The sequence below is a fragment of the Rhodococcus sp. A14 genome (assembly GCF_011603105.1).
Lineage (GTDB): Bacteria > Actinomycetota > Actinomycetes > Mycobacteriales > Mycobacteriaceae > Rhodococcus_F > Rhodococcus_F opacus.
The window spans coordinates 1-19,053 of record NZ_JAAOQS010000086.1 but is presented as its reverse complement, the minus strand read 5'-3'; the positions used below and the strand labels follow the sequence as shown (position 1 = coordinate 19,053).

General features: G+C 68.9%; 18 protein-coding genes and 1 pseudogene. 10 read left to right on the top strand and 9 right to left on the bottom strand.

Features of this window, described 5'->3' with window-relative positions; all coding sequences use genetic code 11:
- Positions 1-48 precede the first annotated feature (48 nt).
- Entirely contained in the window at positions 49-831 is a 783-nt protein-coding gene (mddA, locus tag G9373_RS32895) for a methanethiol S-methyltransferase (RefSeq protein ID WP_167118938.1), read from the top strand.
- 2 nt (positions 832-833) lie between these two features.
- Here mddA and G9373_RS32890 read toward each other — a convergent pair whose 3' ends face one another.
- Positions 834-1,562, bottom strand: a complete 729-nt coding sequence (locus tag G9373_RS32890) for an SDR family oxidoreductase (RefSeq protein WP_167118935.1) — start codon at positions 1,560-1,562, stop codon at positions 834-836.
- Between the two features lie 95 nt (positions 1,563-1,657).
- On the opposite strand from G9373_RS32890, the gene G9373_RS32885 reads away from it, so the two are divergent.
- Complete coding sequence (locus tag G9373_RS32885) at positions 1,658-2,140, top strand: VOC family protein (protein WP_167118932.1); 483 nt, start codon at positions 1,658-1,660, stop codon at positions 2,138-2,140.
- Between the two features lie 6 nt (positions 2,141-2,146).
- On the opposite strand, the gene G9373_RS32880 is transcribed toward G9373_RS32885, so the two are convergent.
- Both G9373_RS32880 and G9373_RS32875 read right to left on the bottom strand, forming a co-directional pair.
- A complete protein-coding gene (locus G9373_RS32880) occupies positions 2,147-2,623 on the bottom strand; it encodes a hypothetical protein (protein ID WP_005570940.1) in 477 nt (158 codons plus the stop codon).
- An 87-nt stretch (positions 2,624-2,710) separates the two neighbouring features.
- A complete protein-coding gene (locus G9373_RS32875) occupies positions 2,711-4,222 on the bottom strand; it encodes an ATP-dependent DNA ligase (RefSeq protein ID WP_167118930.1) in 1,512 nt (503 codons plus the stop codon).
- A gap of 92 nt (positions 4,223-4,314) precedes the next feature.
- Between G9373_RS32875 and G9373_RS32870 the strand changes: the two are divergent.
- Positions 4,315-5,133, top strand: a pseudogene (locus G9373_RS32870) (LLM class flavin-dependent oxidoreductase).
- Between the two features lie 2 nt (positions 5,134-5,135).
- On the opposite strand, the gene G9373_RS32865 reads toward G9373_RS32870, so the two are convergent.
- On the bottom strand, positions 5,136-5,918 hold the full coding sequence (locus tag G9373_RS32865) for a DUF427 domain-containing protein (RefSeq protein ID WP_167118926.1): 783 nt from the start codon (positions 5,916-5,918) through the stop codon (positions 5,136-5,138).
- Between the two features lie 34 nt (positions 5,919-5,952).
- Positions 5,953-6,702 (bottom strand): DUF998 domain-containing protein, encoded by a 750-nt coding sequence (locus G9373_RS32860; protein ID WP_167118923.1) that lies wholly within the window; start codon positions 6,700-6,702, stop codon positions 5,953-5,955.
- Between the two features lie 57 nt (positions 6,703-6,759).
- On the opposite strand from G9373_RS32860, the gene G9373_RS32855 reads away from it, so the two are divergent.
- From G9373_RS32855 to G9373_RS32835, 5 genes are all read left to right on the top strand, one after another.
- On the top strand, positions 6,760-9,669 hold the full coding sequence (locus G9373_RS32855; protein WP_167118920.1) for an FAD-binding and (Fe-S)-binding domain-containing protein: 2,910 nt from the start codon (positions 6,760-6,762) through the stop codon (positions 9,667-9,669).
- Between the two features lies 1 nt (position 9,670).
- Positions 9,671-10,099, top strand: a complete 429-nt coding sequence (locus G9373_RS32850) for a pyridoxamine 5'-phosphate oxidase family protein (protein WP_005563531.1) — start codon at positions 9,671-9,673, stop codon at positions 10,097-10,099.
- A gap of 141 nt (positions 10,100-10,240) precedes the next feature.
- Positions 10,241-11,836, top strand: coding sequence for an FAD-binding protein (locus G9373_RS32845; RefSeq protein WP_167118917.1), 1,596 nt, complete (start codon positions 10,241-10,243; stop codon positions 11,834-11,836).
- The gene (locus G9373_RS32840; RefSeq protein ID WP_167118914.1) at positions 11,833-12,171 is read left to right on the top strand and encodes a ferredoxin family protein; all 339 of its coding nucleotides are present in this window, start codon (positions 11,833-11,835) and stop codon (positions 12,169-12,171) included. The genes G9373_RS32845 and G9373_RS32840 overlap by 4 nt, the downstream gene beginning before the upstream one ends.
- 97 nt (positions 12,172-12,268) lie before the next feature.
- A complete protein-coding gene (locus G9373_RS32835; protein WP_054248178.1) occupies positions 12,269-13,630 on the top strand; it encodes a phosphatidylglycerol lysyltransferase domain-containing protein in 1,362 nt (453 codons plus the stop codon).
- Between the two features lie 9 nt (positions 13,631-13,639).
- Here G9373_RS32835 and G9373_RS32830 read toward each other — a convergent pair whose 3' ends face one another.
- From G9373_RS32830 to G9373_RS32820, 3 genes are all read right to left on the bottom strand, one after another.
- On the bottom strand, positions 13,640-13,792 hold the full coding sequence (locus G9373_RS32830) for a hypothetical protein (RefSeq protein ID WP_164709604.1): 153 nt from the start codon (positions 13,790-13,792) through the stop codon (positions 13,640-13,642).
- A 125-nt stretch (positions 13,793-13,917) separates the two neighbouring features.
- Positions 13,918-14,328 (bottom strand): nuclear transport factor 2 family protein, encoded by a 411-nt coding sequence (locus G9373_RS32825; protein ID WP_054248179.1) that lies wholly within the window; start codon positions 14,326-14,328, stop codon positions 13,918-13,920.
- On the bottom strand, positions 14,321-15,772 hold the full coding sequence (locus tag G9373_RS32820; protein ID WP_167118911.1) for a cytosine permease: 1,452 nt from the start codon (positions 15,770-15,772) through the stop codon (positions 14,321-14,323). Before G9373_RS32820 ends, G9373_RS32825 begins: the two co-directional genes overlap by 8 nt.
- 121 nt (positions 15,773-15,893) lie before the next feature.
- On the opposite strand from G9373_RS32820, the gene G9373_RS32815 reads away from it, so the two are divergent.
- Positions 15,894-17,405, top strand: a complete 1,512-nt coding sequence (locus tag G9373_RS32815; RefSeq protein ID WP_167118908.1) for a PucR family transcriptional regulator — start codon at positions 15,894-15,896, stop codon at positions 17,403-17,405.
- Between the two features lie 3 nt (positions 17,406-17,408).
- On the opposite strand, the gene G9373_RS32810 is transcribed toward G9373_RS32815, so the two are convergent.
- The gene (locus G9373_RS32810) at positions 17,409-18,464 is read right to left on the bottom strand and encodes a 2,3-butanediol dehydrogenase (protein WP_005252717.1); all 1,056 of its coding nucleotides are present in this window, start codon (positions 18,462-18,464) and stop codon (positions 17,409-17,411) included.
- 191 nt (positions 18,465-18,655) lie between these two features.
- Between G9373_RS32810 and G9373_RS32805 the strand changes: the two genes are divergently transcribed.
- Positions 18,656-19,053, top strand: a 398-nt coding sequence (locus G9373_RS32805; protein ID WP_167118905.1) for a restriction endonuclease, incomplete at its 3' end; no start/stop codon positions are given.

Here is a 19,053-nt window from a genome sequence, read left to right as displayed (position 1 = left end):
CGGAGACTTCGGAGCGTCGGGGGAATCCCAGCGATCGGAGAGAACAGCATGGCCGAGATGGTCGAATCACCCCAGGCGCACCGCACAGGTGGTGTCGCCCGAACACTGATCACCGTGTACGGAATGGTCGTCTACGCGACGTTCCTGATCGTGTTCCTGTACGCGATCGGATGGGTCGAGGGGCTCGTGGTGCCCCACACGATCAACGATGGTCCCGACGCCCCCGTAGCCGTCGCCGTGGTCATCGACGTGGTGCTGCTGACGGTCTTCGCCATGCAGCATTCGGTGATGGCCAGGCCCTGGTTCAAGAAACGCTGGACCAGGATCGTCCCGCAACCGATGGAGCGCTCGACATACGTCCTGTTCGCCACGGCCGCGCTGGCGCTGCTGATGTGGCAATGGCGTCCGCTACCCGAGCAGATCTGGGACGTGGAGACCGACTGGGTCCGCGTGGTGATCTACGTCGTGTCGCTCGGCGGGTGGGCCCTCGTGCTGGCGGCGACGTTCGCCATCGACCACTTCGACCTGTTCGGGCTGCGCCAGGTGCTGCGGAATCAGAGCGGAAAGTCGGCTCTGCCCAGTCACTTTCGGACACCTGTAATGTACCGGGTGATCCGGCACCCGCTGTATGCCGGTTTCATCATCGCGTTCTGGGTGGCGCCGACGATGACCTGGGGCCGGTTGCTGTTCGCCGTCGGGACCACCGGCTTCATCCTGGTGGCGGTGCGTTTCGAGGAGCACGACCTGGTCGACACGTTCGGCGACGACTACCGCACCTACCGCTCGCGGGTGCCGATGCTCGTCCCGCGGGTCGGCTCGCGAGGGCGCTAGCGTCACAGACCCCCGGAAACGTCGATGGTCGTGGCGGTGACATAGGACGCCTGATGGGACAGCGCCCACAACACCGCTTCGGCGATCTCCTCGGGCTCTGCGACCCGGCCGAGTGGCACCTTCCCGGCCACTCGCCCGGGTCGTTCCGGATCGCCGGCAGCGGCGTGGATGTCGGTGTCCGTCGTACCGGGCGCGATACCGACGACGCGGATGTTCGCGCTCGCCAGTTCCCGCCCGAGCCCCGTCGTGACACTGTCCACGGCCGCCTTGGAGGCCGCGTACCCGACGTATTCGCCCGGTGCGCCGGTGCGGGCCGCGATCGAGCTGAGGTTGACGATGACGCCAGGGCGTCCCTGCCGGATCCAGTGCTCGGCCGCCGCGCGGGTGTAGTTCATCGCCCCGAAGACGTTGACGTCGAACACCTCCCGTACCACCTCGTCCGGGGTGGTGAGGAACGTGCCGAGCGGGCCGGTGGTCCCCGCGTTGTTGACCAGCGCGACCAGCTGACCGCGTTGGTCGGCCGCATCGACGACGGCGACGGCCTCATCCGCGTCGCGGACGTCCGCCCGCACGGCGGTGGCGCGGACACCGCAGTGGTGGACGAGTTGCGCGGCGGTCTCGTCGTCGTTCTGGAACGTGAACGTCACCTGATAGCCGCGGTGGACGGCGAGGCGCACCACCGCTGCGCCGATGCCGCGGGATCCACCGGTGACGAGGATGTGTTCGGACACGATACGAGCGTATCCGGGCGATCAAATTCGGACCGAAAATGACCGCTATCGGTTCTACGGTGAGTGAATCCGATTCACCGATGCAGGAGGACCGCATGACCGTCGATCCGATTCCCGAGGGCTACACCACCGTCACGCCGTGGATCATCTCCCGCGACACCGCCGCACTCATCGACTACGTGAAGGCGGCGTTCGACGGCGAGGAACTCGGACGGATGGTGAGCGAGGACGGCACAATCGGACACGCCGAGGTGAGGATCGGGAACGCCGTCGTGATGATGTTCGACGCGCGACCCGACTGGCCGCCGACGCCCGGGTTCCTCCGCCTGTACGTCGAGGACGCCGAGGCGGTGCTCGCGCGGGCCGTCGCCGCCGGGGGCACGCTGGTGACGAAGGCGACGCACCTGTTCTGGGGCGACGTCGTGGGCCGCGTCCGCGACCCGTTCGGCAACCTCTGGTGGGTCCAGACCCACATCGAGGACGTCGACGAGGCCGAGATGACCAGGCGCATGAGCGACCCGACGTTCACCGCCGCAATGGACTACGTGCAGAACGCGGACTTCTTTCCCGGGCGATAACCCGGATCAGCGATTCGGCCTGCCGAACGTGATGCTCGGCGCCGTCACGGTGACGGACGCGATCCGGACCGCCACGCCGGACGGCTTCGGCGGCTCGGCGTCGATGATCGTGGGGTGATAGTCGACCTGCTCGGACGACGGACGGGCCGGCGCGAACACGCTCCGGACGACCCCGATCGGGGTGCGGGCAATCGCGTCGGCCGACTGCTGGATCTGTTCGAGCGTCCGGAACACCGTGTCGAAATTGTCGGACTGCTGGGTGGTGCTCACCGCCTCGACCACCGGCCGCATCGTCCGCAGCAGGAACACGACCTCCTCGAGCAGTTCCTCGGTGAGCCGGAGGATGTGGAACGACGTCTTCGCGACGTCGATCGGCACGGTCACGGCGCACACGGCGACGCGGACCGGTCCCTCGGCGGCAGTGGCCACTTTCCGGACAGTGCGCTCGACGGGGGACGGCACGAAACGGAAAACGAAGTTCACCAGTCGACCCCCTCACAGCACGGCGTCCTTATCTGTGCCGGGGAGGTTACCGCGCACACGCCCGCCACGCAGGTCGAGCGAGCGCAGTCAGCCCGGCAGCAGGGCCCGCACGGCGTCGATGGTGTCGGCGTCGGCGGCGGTCTTGTCGGGGCGGTAGCGCAGGACCCGCGCGAATCGCAGCGCGAGCCCGCCGGGATAGCGCGTGCTGACCTGGACGCCGTCGAGTTCGATCTCCACGACGAGGTCGGGGTGCAGGTACACGGTGTGGTCGTCGCGGCTGCGTTCGTGGCGCGGGAATTCGTCCGTCTGCCACTGCAGTAGTGCGTCGGTGAGGCCCTTGAACGTCTTGCCCACCATGATCGGTTCGCCGCCGTCCGGATCCTGCGCACCGAGGTGCAGGTTGGACAGGTAGCCGGTTCGCCGCCCGTAACCCCATTCGGCGCCGAGCACCACCAGGTCGAGTGTGTGCTCCGGTTTCACCTTCTGCCAGGCGCGGCCGCGACGTCCCGCCGCATACGGCGCGGCGAGCGATTTGACCATCACACCTTCGTGACCGGCGGCAAGGGCGTCGTCGAAATGGATTGCGGCGCCGTCGCTGTCGGGGCGGATCAGTCCGGGGATGCGGTGTTGCGGGGCAACGCGTTCCAGCGCCTCCAGCCGCTCCTCCAACGGCGCGTCGAGAAGATCGACGCCGTCGAGGTGAAGGCAGTCGAAGAAGTAGGGGTGCAGCAGCAGGTCGCGGGCGGACTCGGCGCCGAAGCGGCTCATCGTCTCCTGGAACGGTCGGGGCCGGCCGCTGTCGGTGAGTGCCAGCGTCTCCCCGTCGAACACCGCCGACGTGCAGGGCAGGCCTGCGACGAGTTCGACGAGTTCCGGCACGCTGCCGGTGATCTCGCGCAGGGTGCGGGTGAAGATGTGCACCTCGTCGCCGTTGCGGTGCACCTGGATCCGTGCACCGTCGAGTTTGTATTCGACGCTGACGTCGCCGTCGAGTTCGGTCCACGCGTCGGTGAGTGATTCCGCGGGGGACGCGAGCATGGGCCGGACCGGTCGGCCCACCTCCAGCCGGAACGCGGTGAGGGCGTCCACGCCGCCGTCGAACGCCGCGACCGCGGTCGCGGGCAGCCGTCCCGACAGCATGAACGCCCGGCGCACCGGTTCGACGGGAAGGTCGGCGGCCGCCGCGATCGCGTCGGTCATCACCCCCTCCAGCGCGCCCTGGCGCAGGTCGCCGGTGAGCAGCCGCAGCAGGAAGTCCCGCTCGTCGGCGGTGGTGCGGGCGAAGAGGTCCGCGAGCAGTTCGCGGCGACGAGCGGCGGATCCGGAGCCGGAGATCCCGGCGACGGCGGTGACGGTCCCGTCGAGTTCCGACACCGTCACGGACGGCACGTCAGCCGGGGTGGCGGGGATGTCGGCGATCGTCCGCCAGCCGATCCCGATCCGGCCCTGCCGAAGCTCCCCGGACAGCCACGCCACCACCGGTTCCACCTCGGCCGGCTCCAGTTGGGTGAGGACCTCACGCAGCGCCCCGATCTTCACCTTGCGCGACCGGGTGGCCCCCACGTCCCGGGACGTCGCGACGATCTGCGAGAACAGCACACCCCGACGGTAACCGGAACGTCCCGTGGGCGGTCAGAATCCGCCTGATCGAAACGCTGGGCCGACCCGGCCGTCGTTCCTAGGCTTCGACGATGAGCATCCCACGTCGCCGGCCGCTGAAAACGGTCACGGGAGTCAGCGGCGCCGTGAGCACCTATGCCGCCGCCATCGATCCGCAGCAGTCGACCGTCGCGTCGTCGATCGAGATCGCGAAGATCGCCGAGGCCAACAAGTTCGACGCGCTGTTCGCCGCCGACCTCCTCACTTTCGGGGCGCAGGGCGCGATCGGCGCGCAGGAACCGCTGATCTTCCTGTCGGCGCTCAGCGCCGTGACGTCGCATGTCGGGCTGATCGCGACGGTGACCGCGACGTTTCACCACCCGTACAACCTCGCCCGGCTGTTCGGCACCCTCGACCACGTCAGCAACGGTCGCGCCGCCTGGAACGCCGTCACGTAGGAAGCGACGGACCTCGACGCCGGCCGGATCCGGCTGGAGGACATGCTCGGTGGCGACATCGACCTGTCCGGGCTGCCGCTCGACAAGCCGATCCCGGCGGACGTCCTGCCCGACGTCCGGTCGGTGAACCGCCGCCGCGGCCGGGTCGAAATCTTCAGCCGGCTCGCCGCGTCCGGGCGGACCCTGCGCGAGCTGATCATCGCGTCCAAGGACACCGGCCACTGGGCGGTCGCGGGAACACCCGAGCAACTCGCCGATGCCGTCCAGGAACGCTACGACGCGGGCGTCCTCGACGTCATCTCCCTCGGCGGACTCGCCGAGGAACGGACCCGGGACTTCGTCGTCAACGGCCTGCTGCCCGAACTGCGGCGTCGCGGAATCGTCGGCAACGACTACGTGGGCGGCACGTTCCGGGACAATCTGGAACTACCTCCGCTGCCGCCTCGGGACTGACGTCAGTTCTCCAGCTCTGTGCCGTCCACGACGATCCGCACGCGGTCGGGGTAGAACGACACGTGGTCGTCGATGCCCGACGCCTCCGCGGTGGTGAACGGGTAGAACCAGGCGGCGTCCTCGACCGGCGCGGAGCCGCCCGACCCGGTGAACGACAGATACGACGCCGTCCCCTTGTACGGGCAGGACGTCCTGGTGTCGGAGGCGGTGAAGAACTCGGACCGCACGTCGATGCGGGGCACGTAGTAGCGCACCGGCAGCGACGTCTCGAACAGCAGTCGCGGGCGGACGGTGTCGGCGACGAGCGTGTCACCGATGAACACCTCGACGTGCCGGGAGGACGGCAGCACGTCGACCCGGACATACGGGTCGCGGGCATGGACGAACACCTGCTGATCCTCCTCGTACCAGGCGCCCATCCTGTGCCAGTAGAACGCGACGTACGGGCTGAGGTCGAGGGAGTCCTCCAGTTGTACGTCGTAGCCCCACACGGATTGCTCGGCGCGACGGTCGCCGACGACGAGATCCCAGTACCGGGCCTTGCCCTTCCACGGGCAGGTGGTGGTCGCGTCGACGGGCTCGAGGAGGTCGAAGTTCACGTCGTCGCGGGGAATGTAGTAGACGGGCAGGAGCCCCTTCTCGAACAGGTACACCGAACGGGTGGTGTCGGCGACCACCTGACCGCCGAAGAACACCCGGATGCGCTTGTGGTTGGGTTCGATCGAGATGCGGCCGCTCTCCGCGAACTGCTGGGTGGCGGCGGCATGCGTGAGAGCTGTGGACATCACTCCATGATGCGCCTTCGGCGCCGGTGCGTGGTTAAGGAGGCTCTGGACTCGTTAACCACGCACGGGTGCGGAGCGCCGCGACACCGGCGGTCACGACCCACACCGTGAACGGGTACAGGGCCAGGCGTTCGGTGATGCCGAACGGTTCGCCGGGGAGGAGGATCGCCGCCATTCCGACGACCCCGGCGAGGCAGCACAGACCGGTCCAGAGCGCGAAGATGCGCCAACGCGGATACAGCGCGATCGCGATGACGATCATGGCGGCGTTGCGGGCGACGAACGTCGGGGTCGCGACCAGTTGGTGCAGATGGGCGTCCACATTGATCGGAACGACTCCCGTCAGGGCCGCACTGACGGCCGCCAGACCGAGCAACGTCAACGCTGCCCGGCGCAGGCGTCCCGGTGGCAGGAACTCGCGAAGGCCCACCGCTCCCGCGAGAATGAGCACCCCGGTCAGCACGAAAGCGCTGTTGATCACCGTGTGCAGCGGGGAGCAGAGCCGGGCGGCCGCGGCCTGGGCCGCGGAGCCGTCGCAGCCCGTGACACCCAGATTGCTGACCGAGTTGGTTCGCACCTCGTACGACCGCGGCCAGGCGCGCGCGGTCACGACCTCTGCGAGGAAATACAGGGCGATGAGTACCCAGGCCGTGGCTCCGACCCGCACAGCCAACAGTCGCTGGGCGGGTGACGGCGTTCGCACGACGCTCACCTCTCCGAACCGTACCCGGCTCACCGAGTGGATTGTTGACAATCTTCGGGAGCGGCTCGACCATGTAGCCATGGCCGCGCTGACGAGAATTCCGGTAGCTGACTCCGAAGAGACGGGACAGATCGACGCGTGGCTGAGCTGACACGTCCCGCGGCCGACCTGCATGCCGAGCTCGCCGAGCTGGGCATCGACCTCGACATCGGATCGCGGCGGCGCGCCGAATACTCCTTCGACGCCTCCAATTACCGGGTGCCGCCGCTGGCGGTGGCGTTTCCGCGCAGCGCCGACGACGTGGTGGCGATCGTCCGGGCCTGCACCGACCGCGGCATCCCCATCACCAGCCGCGGCGGCGGCACGTCACTCGCAGGCAACGCGATCGGCAGGGGAGTGGTACTCGACTTCTCCCGGCACATGAATCAGGTGCGGGCCGTCGACGCGTCCGCCCGAACCGCCGTCGTCGAACCCGGGATCGTCCTGACGGACCTGCAGAAAGACGTGCAACTGGCGACGGACGGCGCGTTCACCTTCGCGCCCGACCCGTCCAGCAAGTCCCGCGCGACCGTCGGCGGTGCGATCGGCAACGACGCCTGCGGCAACCACTCCGTGCGGTACGGCCGCACGTCCGATCACGTCGTCGCGCTCGACCTCGTGACGGCGAACGGGCACCGGCTGACCGCCACCCGCGACGGGCTGCGGGCCACCGACCCGGAAGACTCATCTGCGGCGAGGGAGGCCGGGCGGATCGCCGCCGGACTCGACGAGCTGACGCAGGAGCATCTCGGCGACTTCCGGCTCGAGCTGGGCCGCATCCCACGGCAGGTGTCCGGATTCCACCTGGCGAACCTGTTGCCCGAGAACGGCTTCGACGTGGCCCGCGCCCTGGTGGGGAGCGAGGGGACGTGCGCGGTGGTCGTGGCCGCGACCGTCGCGCTGGTGCCGGTGCCGCCCGCGGCCATGCTGCTGTGCCTCGGATACCGCGACCTGGTGGACGCCGCCCGCGACAACGCGCTGATCCTCGCGTACTCGCCCGCCGCGATCGAAGGCATCGACTCGGCGATCGTCGACACCATGCGGCACCTGCGCGGCGCCGACTCCGTTGTCGGGCTGCCCGACGGCGAGGCCTGGCTGTACGTCGACCTCGACGGCGAAGACCTCGGCGAGGTGAAACTGCGCGGGGCCGAACTGGTCTCGAAGCTGCGGGCGGCCGGACGGCTCGTCGACTCACGGGTGGTCGGAGACCCGGCGGAACGTGCGTCGCTGTGGCGGGTACGCGAGGACGGCGCCGGACTGTCGGCCCGCCTCGTCGAGGGCGGCGAATCCTGGACGGGCTGGGAGGATTCCGCCGTCGCACCCGACCAGCTGGCCGACTACCTCGTCGACATCAAGGCCCTGCTCGCCGAATTCGGCCTCACCGGCGTGATGTACGGGCACTTCGGCGCCGGCTGCATGCACATCCGCATCAACTTCGACCAGCGCACCGAAGAGGGCCGGGACGTGATGTCGCGGTTCATCCACCGCGCCGCCGAACTGTGCGTGCGGTTCGGGGGATCGATGTCCGGGGAGCACGGCGACGGTCGCGCACGGTCGGCGCTGCTGCCGATCATGTACACCCCCACCATGATGGCGGCGTTCGCGGCGTTCAAACGGCTGTGGGATCCGGCGGCCGTGCTGAACCCGGGCAGCATCGTCGACCCCGAACCGCTGCTGGGCAGCCTCGCCCTCGACGGCGTGAACCCGCGGTCGTGGCAGACCACATTCGACCTCACCCCCACCAGCGACGTCCCCGTCGCACCGTTCGTCCACGCCGTCCAGGGGTGCATCGGGGTGGGCCGCTGCCGCGCGTCGACCGGCGGGGTGATGTGCCCCAGCTTCCGCGCGACCGGCGACGAGAAGGACTCCACCCGCGGCCGGGCCCGCGCCCTGCAGGAGATGGTCCGCAACTCGCCGACCGTCGCCGACGGATGGCGCTCCGAGGACGTCAAGGAATCCCTCGACCTCTGCCTGTCCTGCAAGGCCTGCTCCACCGACTGCCCGGTGGGCGTCGACATGGCCACGTACAAGTCCGAATTCCTCGACCACCACTACCGCGGCCGGGTGCGTCCGCTGTCGCACTACTCCCTCGGCTGGCTGCCGGTGTGGCTGAAGATCGCCGAACGCTCCGCCCCCGTGGTGAATCGGCTCACCGCGGGCCGGCTGGCGAAGGTCGCGGCCAAGCTGGGTGGTCTCACCCCGCACCGGTCGATGCCGGAGTTCGCGTCCCGCAAGCAGATTCGACGCGAGGTCGGGGAGACGTCGCAGAACGGCACCGCGGACGTCGTGGTGCTCGCCGACACGTTCACCCGCGGATTCCGCCCCGAGGTGGTCGGCGCCGCGTCGCGGGTACTCGCCGAGGCGGGCCTCAGCTCGCAGTGCCGCAGCGACGTGTGCTGCGGGCTCACCTGGATCTCCACCGGACAGCTGAAGCAAGCGAAAAAGACGCTCGCCAAGGCGGCCGAACTCCTCGACGACGGCACCGACCGTCCGATCGTCGTTCTCGAACCGAGTTGCGCCGCCGCGTTCCGCAAGGACTTGCCCGAACTCGTCCACACCGACGCCGCCCGCCGCGTCGCCGCCCGCGTGCAGAGCTTCGCCGGCGCGGTCCTCGAGCGCGCACAGGCGGGCTGGACCCCGAGCGCGGCGCTGCCCGAGGACGTCACCGTGCAGACCCACTGCCACGAATACGCCGTGTTCGGCGCGGCCGGTCAGCGGAAGGCGCTGCAAGCGATCGGGGTCGAGCGTGTACGCGAAGCCACCGGATGCTGCGGCGTCGCAGGAAACTTCGGGTTCGAAGCCGACCACTACGACCTCAGCATGCAGGTGGCGGAACAGGCACTCGCCCCCGCACTGCGCGACAGTCCTGAAGACGCAGTCGTGCTGACCGACGGATTCAGCTGCCACATGCAGGTGCGGCAACTCGACCCGACCCGATCGTCGCAACACCTCGCCCAGCTGCTCGACCCCGCACCACCGTCGAAACCCGAACACCAGAGCGGAGACTGACATGTCGCAGTTGTCGATGACCAGTGAACAGCGCGAGAAGTTCCTCGCCGACGTGCACGTAGGGGTGATCGCCGTCGACCGCGACGGACGGGCACCGCTCGCCGTCCCCATCTGGTATGGCTATGAACCCGGCGGCCACGTGTACGTCTGGACCGGTCGCGGCTCGCTGAAGGAGCGGCTGATCCGCGCTGCCGGCCGCTTCAGCCTCGTCGCCCAGGACGAGAAGCCGCCCTACCGGTACGTCAGCGTCGAAGGTCCGGTGGAGTTCGACGAATCACCCACCGCCGACGTCGTCCGCGAACTCGCCACCCGCTACCTCCCCGCCGAGGAGGTCGACAGTTTCGTCGAGCAGTCGTACGACGACAGCGCAATCGTCATCCGAATGCGGCCGGAGCACTGGCTGAGCGTCGACTACGGCAAGGGCGCGTAGCGCCCGTGCGCGGTTGGCGAGTCCCCGGACTCGTTAACCGCTCACGGGCGTTCAGCTCACGCTGATTCTGACGATGGCGGCGCGGGCCGATGTGCGGAAGCGTTGAAGGGTAGTTGTTCCGCCTCGACAGGAGCGCCCTTCATGACCGAACTTCTCGACCTGAGCACCGACGTCGTCGTCATCGGCGGCGGCCCCGCCGGAACGTGGGCGGCGCTGCGCGCACGGCAATCCGGGGCGGACGTCGTCCTCGTCGACAAGGGGTATTGCGGAACCAGCGGCGCCACCGCGCCTTCGGGCACCGGCGTCTGGTACGTCGACCCCGACCAGTCTGCGCGGGCGAAGGCCAAGGCCAGCCGTGAAGCGCTCGGCGGCCATCTCGCCGACCACCACTGGATGGACCGCGTCCTCGACCAGACGTACGCGAACATGAACCTCCTCGCCGAGGAAGGCCGGTACCCGTTCCCCGTCGACCCCGACACCGGCAGGCAGATCCGCACCGGACTCCAAGGGCCCGAATACATGCGGCGGATGCGGGCGTGGGTGAAGAAGGCGGGCGTCCGGATTCTCGACCACTCGCCGGCCCTCGAACTGCTCGTCGACACCGACGGCCAGGTGCGCGGCGCGGCGGGCTACCAGCGCCAGGACGACCGCGACTACCGGATCACCGCGGGTGCCGTCGTGATCGCGAGCGGCGGCTGCGCGTTCCTGTCCCGCGCCCTGGGCACGAACGTCGACACCGGCGACGGCGCGCTGATGGCCGCAGAGGTGGGCGCCACGTTCTCCGGCATGGAGTTCTCCAACGCGTACGCGATCGTCCCCGCCAACTCCACCATCACCAAGACCGCCTACTACGGCTACGCCACGTTCTTCCACGCCGACGGACGCGTCCTCGAGGGCGCCGGCTCCACCAAGGGGCGCTCGGTGATCGCGAAAACGCTGCTGTCCGAGCCGGTGTTCGCCCAACTCGACCGCGCCGACGACGACGTGCAGCGCAAGATGCGGCTCGGTCAGCCCAACTTCTTCCTGCAATTCGACCGTCGCGGAATCAACCCGTTCACCGACCGCTTCGAGGTCAGCATGCTTGCCGAGGGGACGGTGCGCGGCACCGGCGGCATCGACGTGGTCGACGACACCTGCGCGACGTCCGTCCCCGGCCTGTTCGCGGCGGGCGACGCCGCCACCCGTGAACGCATCTGCGGCGGCTTCACCGGCGGCGGCAGCCACAACTCGGCATGGGCGATGTCGTCCGGCAGCTGGGCGGGCACGGGGGCCGCGCGGTTCGCGCGAACCGAACGTCGGGTCCGGGCGGGCGAACTGCGTCCCGCCGGCCGGGCCGGGCTGCGTCCGACGGGGCGGTCGGGGCTGGAGGCATCCGCCGTCGTCGCGGCCGCGCAGGCGGAACTCATCCCGTACGAGAAGAACTACCTGCGGGACGGTGTGCGGGTGCAGGGTGCGCTCGACGAGCTGGAGTCGTTGTGGACGGCGTTGTCGCTGGGGCTCGGCGGCGACTCCGGCGACGACCGTGTCCGGGCCCGTCAGGCCGCGGCGATCACCGCGGTGGGCCGGTGGATGTACCACTCGACGCTCGCGCGGACGGAAACCCGCGGAATGAGCAAGCGCGCCGACTATCCGGACCTCGACCCCGCGCAGCACCACCACGTGCTCACCGGTGGGCTGGACGACGTCTGGACTGCGACCGGTGCGGCACGCAGCGGGCTGTTGCGGGTGGCCTCGTGATCGAGGTGCTGCTGGCCGAGGCGTGCATCGGCTGCGACAAGTGCGTCGACGCGTGCCCCACCAACGTGTTCGACCGCACCGACACCGGGATCCCCGTGATCGCGCGGCAATCGGACTGCCAGACGTGCTTCATGTGCGAGGCGTACTGCCCGGTCGACGCGCTCTACGTGGATCCGCAGTCCACGCCGCTCGTCGACGGGCAGGACATCCCGGAGGGCCACATCGGCCGGTACCGCGAGAAGCTCGGCTGGGGGAAGGGGCGTGCCGCAGGCTCACTCACGGCCATCGGGCCGTCCCTGCCGCACGGGGCACCGCCGCCCAGGCTTCGCCCGTGAGTGCGTAGCGAGTCCAGAGACTCGTCAACCACTCACAGGCGGCGGAGCCGCTAGATTGGAGGCACCGGAACAGTCGTCACCTGGGGCAGGGGTGCGGATGCAGAATTCGAAATCGACACCGATGACCGTGCCCGGGCTGCGGGTGTACCGGCCCGAATCGCCCGCGGCGCGGATGGCGCTCGTCGGCGCAACCGTCGTGGTCGGCCTCGTGCTCCTGTGGATGGCCGGGCGGTCGGGGCCCGTTCGCACGTGGATGGTGGCGGCCGGAATCGCCGTCCTGCTGGTGGCCCGGGGTCTGCACCTGCGGCGGCCCGTCACCATGACACATTCGGCGGCCGCGGTGCTGTTCGTAGCGGCAGCGGATGTGGCGTACACCAGCGCACATTCGACTCCCGGGTTCCTCCTCCTCGTGGCCACCGGACCCGTCCTGATGCTGCCGGTGCGCAGTGTTCCGCAGCCCGAGGACCGTGCCCGTGTCTTCTCGCTGATCCAGCAGACCACGGACGACCCGTTGTCGCCGTTCGCCCTCAATTCGGCGAAGTCGTACTACTTCAACGCGTCGGGCACCGCGGCGATCGCCTACCGGGCGCGGTCCGGAATAGCGGTCGTCTCCGGCGATCCCATCGGCAACGCGTTCGAATTCGGTGCCCTCCTCGACGAGTTCTCCGAGTTCGCCGCCGAACGTGGTTGGCGCGTCGCGGTGCTCGGCGCGGGGGAGCGCGTCGCCCGGCTGTGGGAGATCGGCGGCGACACCCGGAAGCCGTTGACGGCGGTCCCGATCGGCCGCGACGTGGTGATCGACGTCGGACACTTCACCCTGCACGGCAGAAAGTTCCGCAACCTCCGGCAGGCCGTGCAGCGCACCCACAACGCCGGGCTGACCACCGAGATCGTTCCCGAAGCCGCGCTCGACGAACCGACGCGGCGGGAGTTGACGGATATCGTCGACGACGCCCGTGCCGGACATCAGCGCCGCGGGTTCTCGATGATCCTCGACCACCTGCTGGACGGCACGCTCCCCGGTGTTCTTCTCGTCGTCGCCCGCGACTGCACCGGGCGCGCCGTCGCGTTCCAGCGTTACGGCACCGCCGATTCCGCCCGCGAACTGAGCCTCGACGTTCCGTGGCGCGGCGAGGGCGCGCCGAACGGCACCGACGAACGCATGACCGTCGACGTCATCCGGTACGCCGAGCGGACCGGTGCGCGATACGTCTCGCTGTCGTTCGCGGCGTTCCCCGAACTCCTCGACCCCGACGCATCCGGCGCCGGTGCCCGGCTCTTCCGTCGTGTCCTGCACCTCGGCGACGTGCTGATCTCGCTCGAGTCGCTGTATCGCTACCTCGGCAAATTCCATTCCGTGGGGAACCGGCGATACGTCCTCCTGCGGTTCCGTTACCTGCTGCCCGTGGCGTTCGCGTGCCTGACGTTCGAGTTCGTGCCGCATCGGGAGCGGGCCTGAGGCGCGAGGTCAGAAGTCGAAATTCTTCTCGTTCGTCGCGGTGAGCGCATCGACGACGGCCGCGAGATCGGTCTTGGAGACGTCCGGGGTCGACTCCTTCGGTGTCGGTCGCGTCGTCTTGTCCGGTGGGGTCTGGTTCTTGCCGGGCCGTTCGTCCGTCATCTGTGCACCTTCGCGATAGGCCGAGCCGGGCAGGTTTACTGACCAGTACACCGTCGGGCGTCTGCCTCCGCAACTCGACGGGGTCCTGATGTGACGCGGTCCACGTCAAACCAGCTATCGTTCAGCTAACAGGCTGTGATCGACTGGGGCGACAAGTGCTCGTGGACGGCGATCCAGCTCGAATCTTCGCCACGCCGGAACAGGATCGTCTCCCGTTCGTCGAGCTCGACCGTTCCCGTCGAATCCCGCACGGTGGTGCCGACCCGATGCGTCAGCACCGCGACATCCGGGGCCGGGAACGTGACGATCTGCTCGCTGGAACGGCACGCCAGGACACGGAACCCGTCCGCCTCCCACTCGGACCACAGGTCGCGGTAGGCCTCGCGACTGGGCAGCGGCACCGGGTGGGTGTAGAAGACGAACGTCGCGTCCGGGCTGAACGCCTCGAAGTAGGCGGTCGTGTCGTGCTCGCCGAATGCCCGGATCAGCGCGTCGATCGCGTGCTGGACGTCTGCTCGCGTAGCCGTGTCAGCCATGAGCCGGGGTCTCCTCGACTGCCAGTGTGGCTTCGCTGTCTTCGATGAACCGTTCCTCGGTGTCGAGGTCCAGCGACCGGGACAGGACCCAGTACACGATCCCGGACACGGCGAGTCCGACCGCGAACGCGACGTCGACGTCACCGAGGGTCGCGGCGATCGGTCCGACGTAGAACGGCAGCACCATGAACGGCACGGACGCGACGATGCCGGCGAAGAAAGCGGTCATGCCCCGCCACGACCACATTCCGTACAGGCCGTCCGGCGTGAACAGGTCGGTGATGGCGTAGTGCCCGCGGCGCACGAAGAAGAAGTCGGTGAGATTGACGGCGGTCCACGGCACGAGGAGGTACAGCATGATCAGCAGCGTCGTGTTGAGGACGGTCGTCGAATCGGTGAACAGCAGGCTCAGCACCAGCCAGACCGCCGCCAGTGCAAGGACGGTCACCACCCGGATCCGGCGGGACGGGGTGACCTTCCGGAAGGAGTCGATGCCGGTGATCACTGTCAGCATGCCGCTGTACGCGTTCAGGCCCATGGTCGCCACCAGCACGAGCGTCGCGACGAGGGCGAGCACGCTGCCGAGGAACGGGACCACCGAGTTGCCGGCGTCGTGGATGCCTGCGAGCGCATCCGTGGCTCCGAGACGGGTGGCCATCCACGCGCCCACCGGGATCAGCCAGACCGGCGACGCGGAGGCGCCGAGGAACACGGCCGACACGATGGCCGACGTGCGCGTGTTGCGCGGCAGGTACCGCGAGTAGTCCGACACGTACGGCGCGTAGGTGATGTTGTAGGACGCCGCGACACTGAACTGGGCGATGAACGCCAGCAAGGTGAACCCGCCCGTCGCGGCGCCCGCGTCGCCGCCGGCGTGCCCGAACACGACACCCCACGTGAGGATGGCCCACAGCGGCAGCGACAGCCAGAACAGCACACGGAACGACAGGTGCAGCAGATCGTGACCGTAGATCGCGAGCAGGGTCGCGACCGCGGTGATGACGACGGCGATGACGGCCGCGTTCCACCCGAAGATGCTGTGCAGACCCGCCTTGATGATGACGACGTCCACGACGTTGAACCCGACGTACGTGAACAACGTCCCGATGAGTGCGAGGACGACACCGCGATAGCCGAACTGCGCGCGGGACTGCACCATCTGCGGGAGTCCGAGCACCGGTCCCTGCGACGCGTGGAACGCCATGAACAACGTTCCGAAGAAGATGCCGAGAATCCCCGCGACGACCGTCCAGCCCAGCGACAGGCCGAGGGCGGGGCCGACGAAGCCGATGGCCACCGTGAAGGGCTGGAAGTTTCCGACGAACCAGAAGGGGCCCTGGTCGCGGACCTTCCCGTGACGTTCGTCCTCGGGGACGTAGTCGATCGAGCGGGTCTCGATGGTGCCACCGAGGGTCGCGGCGGTGTCGCCGGAGTGATCTGTCACTGAAACTCCTAGGAGGTGCTGTGGCTCTGATCACCACTCTGCGCACTGCGCCGCTCCGGCACCAGAGGCGAGATGTACAGTTCGTCTATTACGGTTGGGCAATTCGTACAAGGGGTCGCTGGTGATCACCGTCCAGGACGTCCTGTCCGCTCCCACGCTGCGGCTCACGTCGATGAGCGGGACGGCGGGAGTCGACAACCCCATCACCGCAGCGCACGTGTCCGAACTGACGCGTCCGCGGGACTGGCTGCAGGGTGGCGAGTTGCTGATGACCGTCGGCCTGATGCTTCCCACCACCGAATCCGGGTGCCGCGACTACGTGCGGGACTGCGTCGCGGGCGGGGTCGCCGCACTGTGCCTCGGTCTGGGGCACGGGCTGCCCTACCAGGCGCCACCGGCGCCCCTCGTCGCGGCGGCGCGCGAATTCGGCGTCCCGCTGCTCATCGCCCCCGACTCGGTGCCGTTCATCGCCATCACCAAATGGATCTTCTCCCGCATCGCCGAGGAGGAGAAGCGCGCCCTCGAGGACGCCATCGAACTGAGCTATCAACTCACCGCGGTCGCGGCCGGACCGTCGCCCCTGAGCGGACTGCTCGACAAGTGGCGGTCCGTCAGCGGCTCCCTCTGCGCGGTGCTGGACGCGTCGGGCGGGGTGGTCCAACTCTCCGACGGCGTCGACGCGGCGTTCCTGGAGGACGCCCAGGACCAGGTGGGTCGCTACACCACCCGCGCGAAGGGATGGACGGCGTTCGGCGGTGCCGGTCGGCGGGAACTCGAACTGCACCCCGTTCGCATCGAGAACCCGCTCGCGTTCGTCGTGCTCGAGCGGTCGGCGGACAACGCGCTGCGGCACGCGTCCAATGTTCTCGTCTCGCTGCTGTCGCTCGAACTCGAACGCCGTCACGTGGCCGGCGAACCCGAGCGGCAGCGGCGGGCGGCGGCGCTGGCGCAGCTGCTCAGACCCGGCCTCCGGAGGGAGCGCGCGCACCAGATCGCGGCCGGCATCGGGCTGTCCCGCGACCCCCTGCAGATCGCCGTCGTGCGCTCCACTCCCGAGGCGGTGGCCGACCTGACCGTCCGGATCGGTTCGGCCCTCCCGGATTCCGTCCTGAGACAGCGCAACTCGGACATCGAGATCGCGCACCCCGAGGTCGCCGGGCTGGCGGAACTGCTGTCGGGCGTGGCAGAGGGATGCGCGATCGGGATCGGCGCGCTGGTTCCCGTGGACGCGCTGGCCGTGTCGGCGATGCAGGCGCGGTCCCTCGTCGCCGTCAGCGCCCGACTGGGTCGCGCCGTCGACGCCAAGGAAGGGGAGACCGTCCAGTTGCTGCTCCGGCTCGGCTCGGCCGACGTGCTCAGCGGCTTCTCCACCGCCGTGCTCGCACCCCTCGATCAGCTCGAGCCGCGCGAACGCGTCGAACTCCAGCGAACGCTCGAGGAATGGCTGCGAGCCAACGGGGCATGGGACCCCGCCGCGGCCGCCCTCTCCGTGCACCGCAACACCGTCCGGAATCGGATCGACAAGATCGCGGCACTGACCGGGCGGAATCTCGACCAGGCCGACGACCGCATGGAGCTGTGGCTGGCGCTCAAGGCCAGGGCGGTGACACCGTCTTCGGACGAACCCGACTGACGGTCACGCCCGGACCAGGATCTTCACCGCCGTGTCATTGTGCTCGATCAACGTCGTGAGGCCCTCCGAGACCAGGTTGTCGAGTTCGATCCGCCCGGTGATGAACGGGGCGAGGTCGATCACGCCGCTGCGCACCATCTCGATCACCGCCTCGTGATCGCGGACGTACGCGATGGTGCCGCGCAGGTCGATCTCCTTGAGGACGAGCTTCTGCATGTCGACCGTCGCGGGCTTGCCCCAGATCGACACGTTCACCACCACGGCTGCGGGCCGAACGGCGTCGAGGATGGTGTCGAGGACGACGTCGACCCCGGCACACTCGAACCCGAGATCGGCGCCGACACCGTCGGTCAGCTCGAGCACCCGGGCCTTCACGTCCTCCGACGACGGGTCGATCACGTGATGCGCGACGCCGCTGGACAGCGCCTTCTGCTTCCGGGCGTCACTGAGTTCCGTGACGATCGTGGTGACACCCAGACCCTTCAGCACCGCGGCCACGAGGAGTCCGATCGGCCCCGCACCGCCGACCAGCGCGACGTCGCCGGCCTTGGCCCCGCTGCGGACGACCGCATGGTGCGCGACGCTGAGCGGTTCGATCAAGGCTGCCTCGTCGAGCGGGATGTCGCCGATCTTGTGCACCCACCGGCGGTCGACCACCACCTTCTCGCTGAGTCCTCCTCCGCCACCGGCCAATCCGATGAAACCCATCTTCGTACACAGGTGGTAGTTGCCTGCCTTGCAGGACGCGCACTCGTTGCACACGAAGTACGGCTCCACCACCACGTTGTCGCCCACGGCGACATCGGTGACGCCCTCACCGACCTCCTCCACCGTGCCGGAGAACTCGTGGCCCATCGTCACCGGCGCGTTCTCGTGCGAGAGCGGATGCGGATGTCCCGGCGGGGAGATGAAAATCGGGCCCTCCAGGTACTCGTGCAGGTCGGTGCCGCAGATGCCGCACCACGCGACCCGGAGTTTCACCGCGCCCGGCCGCAATTCCGGCTCCGGGATGTCGTCGATCCGGATGTCGCGTCGCCCGTGGAAGCGTGCTGCCCTCATGTATCCGCCCTCACTACGTTGTGAACGTGCTGATTCGGGGAACGGTACGGTCGCGCGGCCGGGAGCGGGAAGAGTTGCAGTGTGTTGCAATTCGATGGCGCCGGTGTGACGTTCACCGGCGGATAGCTGGTTTCGCCCGATCTGCGGGTACCTTCGAGGGGAAAGACTGGTTCGATCTGGGGGAGTGAGGCATGGCACGCATACGCACGGCGGCTGAAGCTGAAATCAACGCCGCCGAGCAGATGCAGAAGCTCGGCTACGGCGACGCCACAGCGCTACTCGGAGGCGCGGACGGCGGCATCGACGTCTACTCGTCACGCGCATACGCGCAGGTGAAGTGGCGTGGCGGCAGTGCAGGCAAGTCGGACCTCGCGAACCTCTACGACACCCGCGGAACCAGCCACGCCCGGAAACTCCTGTACTTCTCCGGCCCCGGATACACCGACGAGGCCGTCGACTACGCGGACGCGGTGGGTATCGCCCTGTTTCGGTGCGAGCCCGACGGCGAAACCCCGCCGGTCGGCGCCCACGCCCCGACACTGGTGGCCGCCGCGCGTAACTCGACGGTTGCCGTGGCCCCGTCCCCGCC

Coding starts and splice junctions, on each gene's coding strand:
- mddA (WP_167118938.1), top strand. CDS start 49: ATGGCCGAGATGGTCGAATCACCCCAGGCGCACCGCACAGGTGGTGTC.
- G9373_RS32835 (WP_054248178.1), top strand. CDS start 12,269: ATGCAGAATTCGAAATCGACACCGATGACCGTGCCCGGGCTGCGGGTG.
- G9373_RS32845 (WP_167118917.1), top strand. CDS start 10,241: ATGACCGAACTTCTCGACCTGAGCACCGACGTCGTCGTCATCGGCGGC.
- G9373_RS32830 (WP_164709604.1), bottom strand. CDS start 13,792: ATGACGGACGAACGGCCCGGCAAGAACCAGACCCCACCGGACAAGACG.
- G9373_RS32860 (WP_167118923.1), bottom strand. CDS start 6,702: ATGGCTACATGGTCGAGCCGCTCCCGAAGATTGTCAACAATCCACTCG.
- G9373_RS32885 (WP_167118932.1), top strand. CDS start 1,658: ATGACCGTCGATCCGATTCCCGAGGGCTACACCACCGTCACGCCGTGG.
- G9373_RS32865 (WP_167118926.1), bottom strand. CDS start 5,918: ATGTCCACAGCTCTCACGCATGCCGCCGCCACCCAGCAGTTCGCGGAG.
- G9373_RS32810 (WP_005252717.1), bottom strand. CDS start 18,464: ATGAGGGCAGCACGCTTCCACGGGCGACGCGACATCCGGATCGACGAC.
- G9373_RS32850 (WP_005563531.1), top strand. CDS start 9,671: ATGTCGCAGTTGTCGATGACCAGTGAACAGCGCGAGAAGTTCCTCGCC.
- G9373_RS32825 (WP_054248179.1), bottom strand. CDS start 14,328: ATGGCTGACACGGCTACGCGAGCAGACGTCCAGCACGCGATCGACGCG.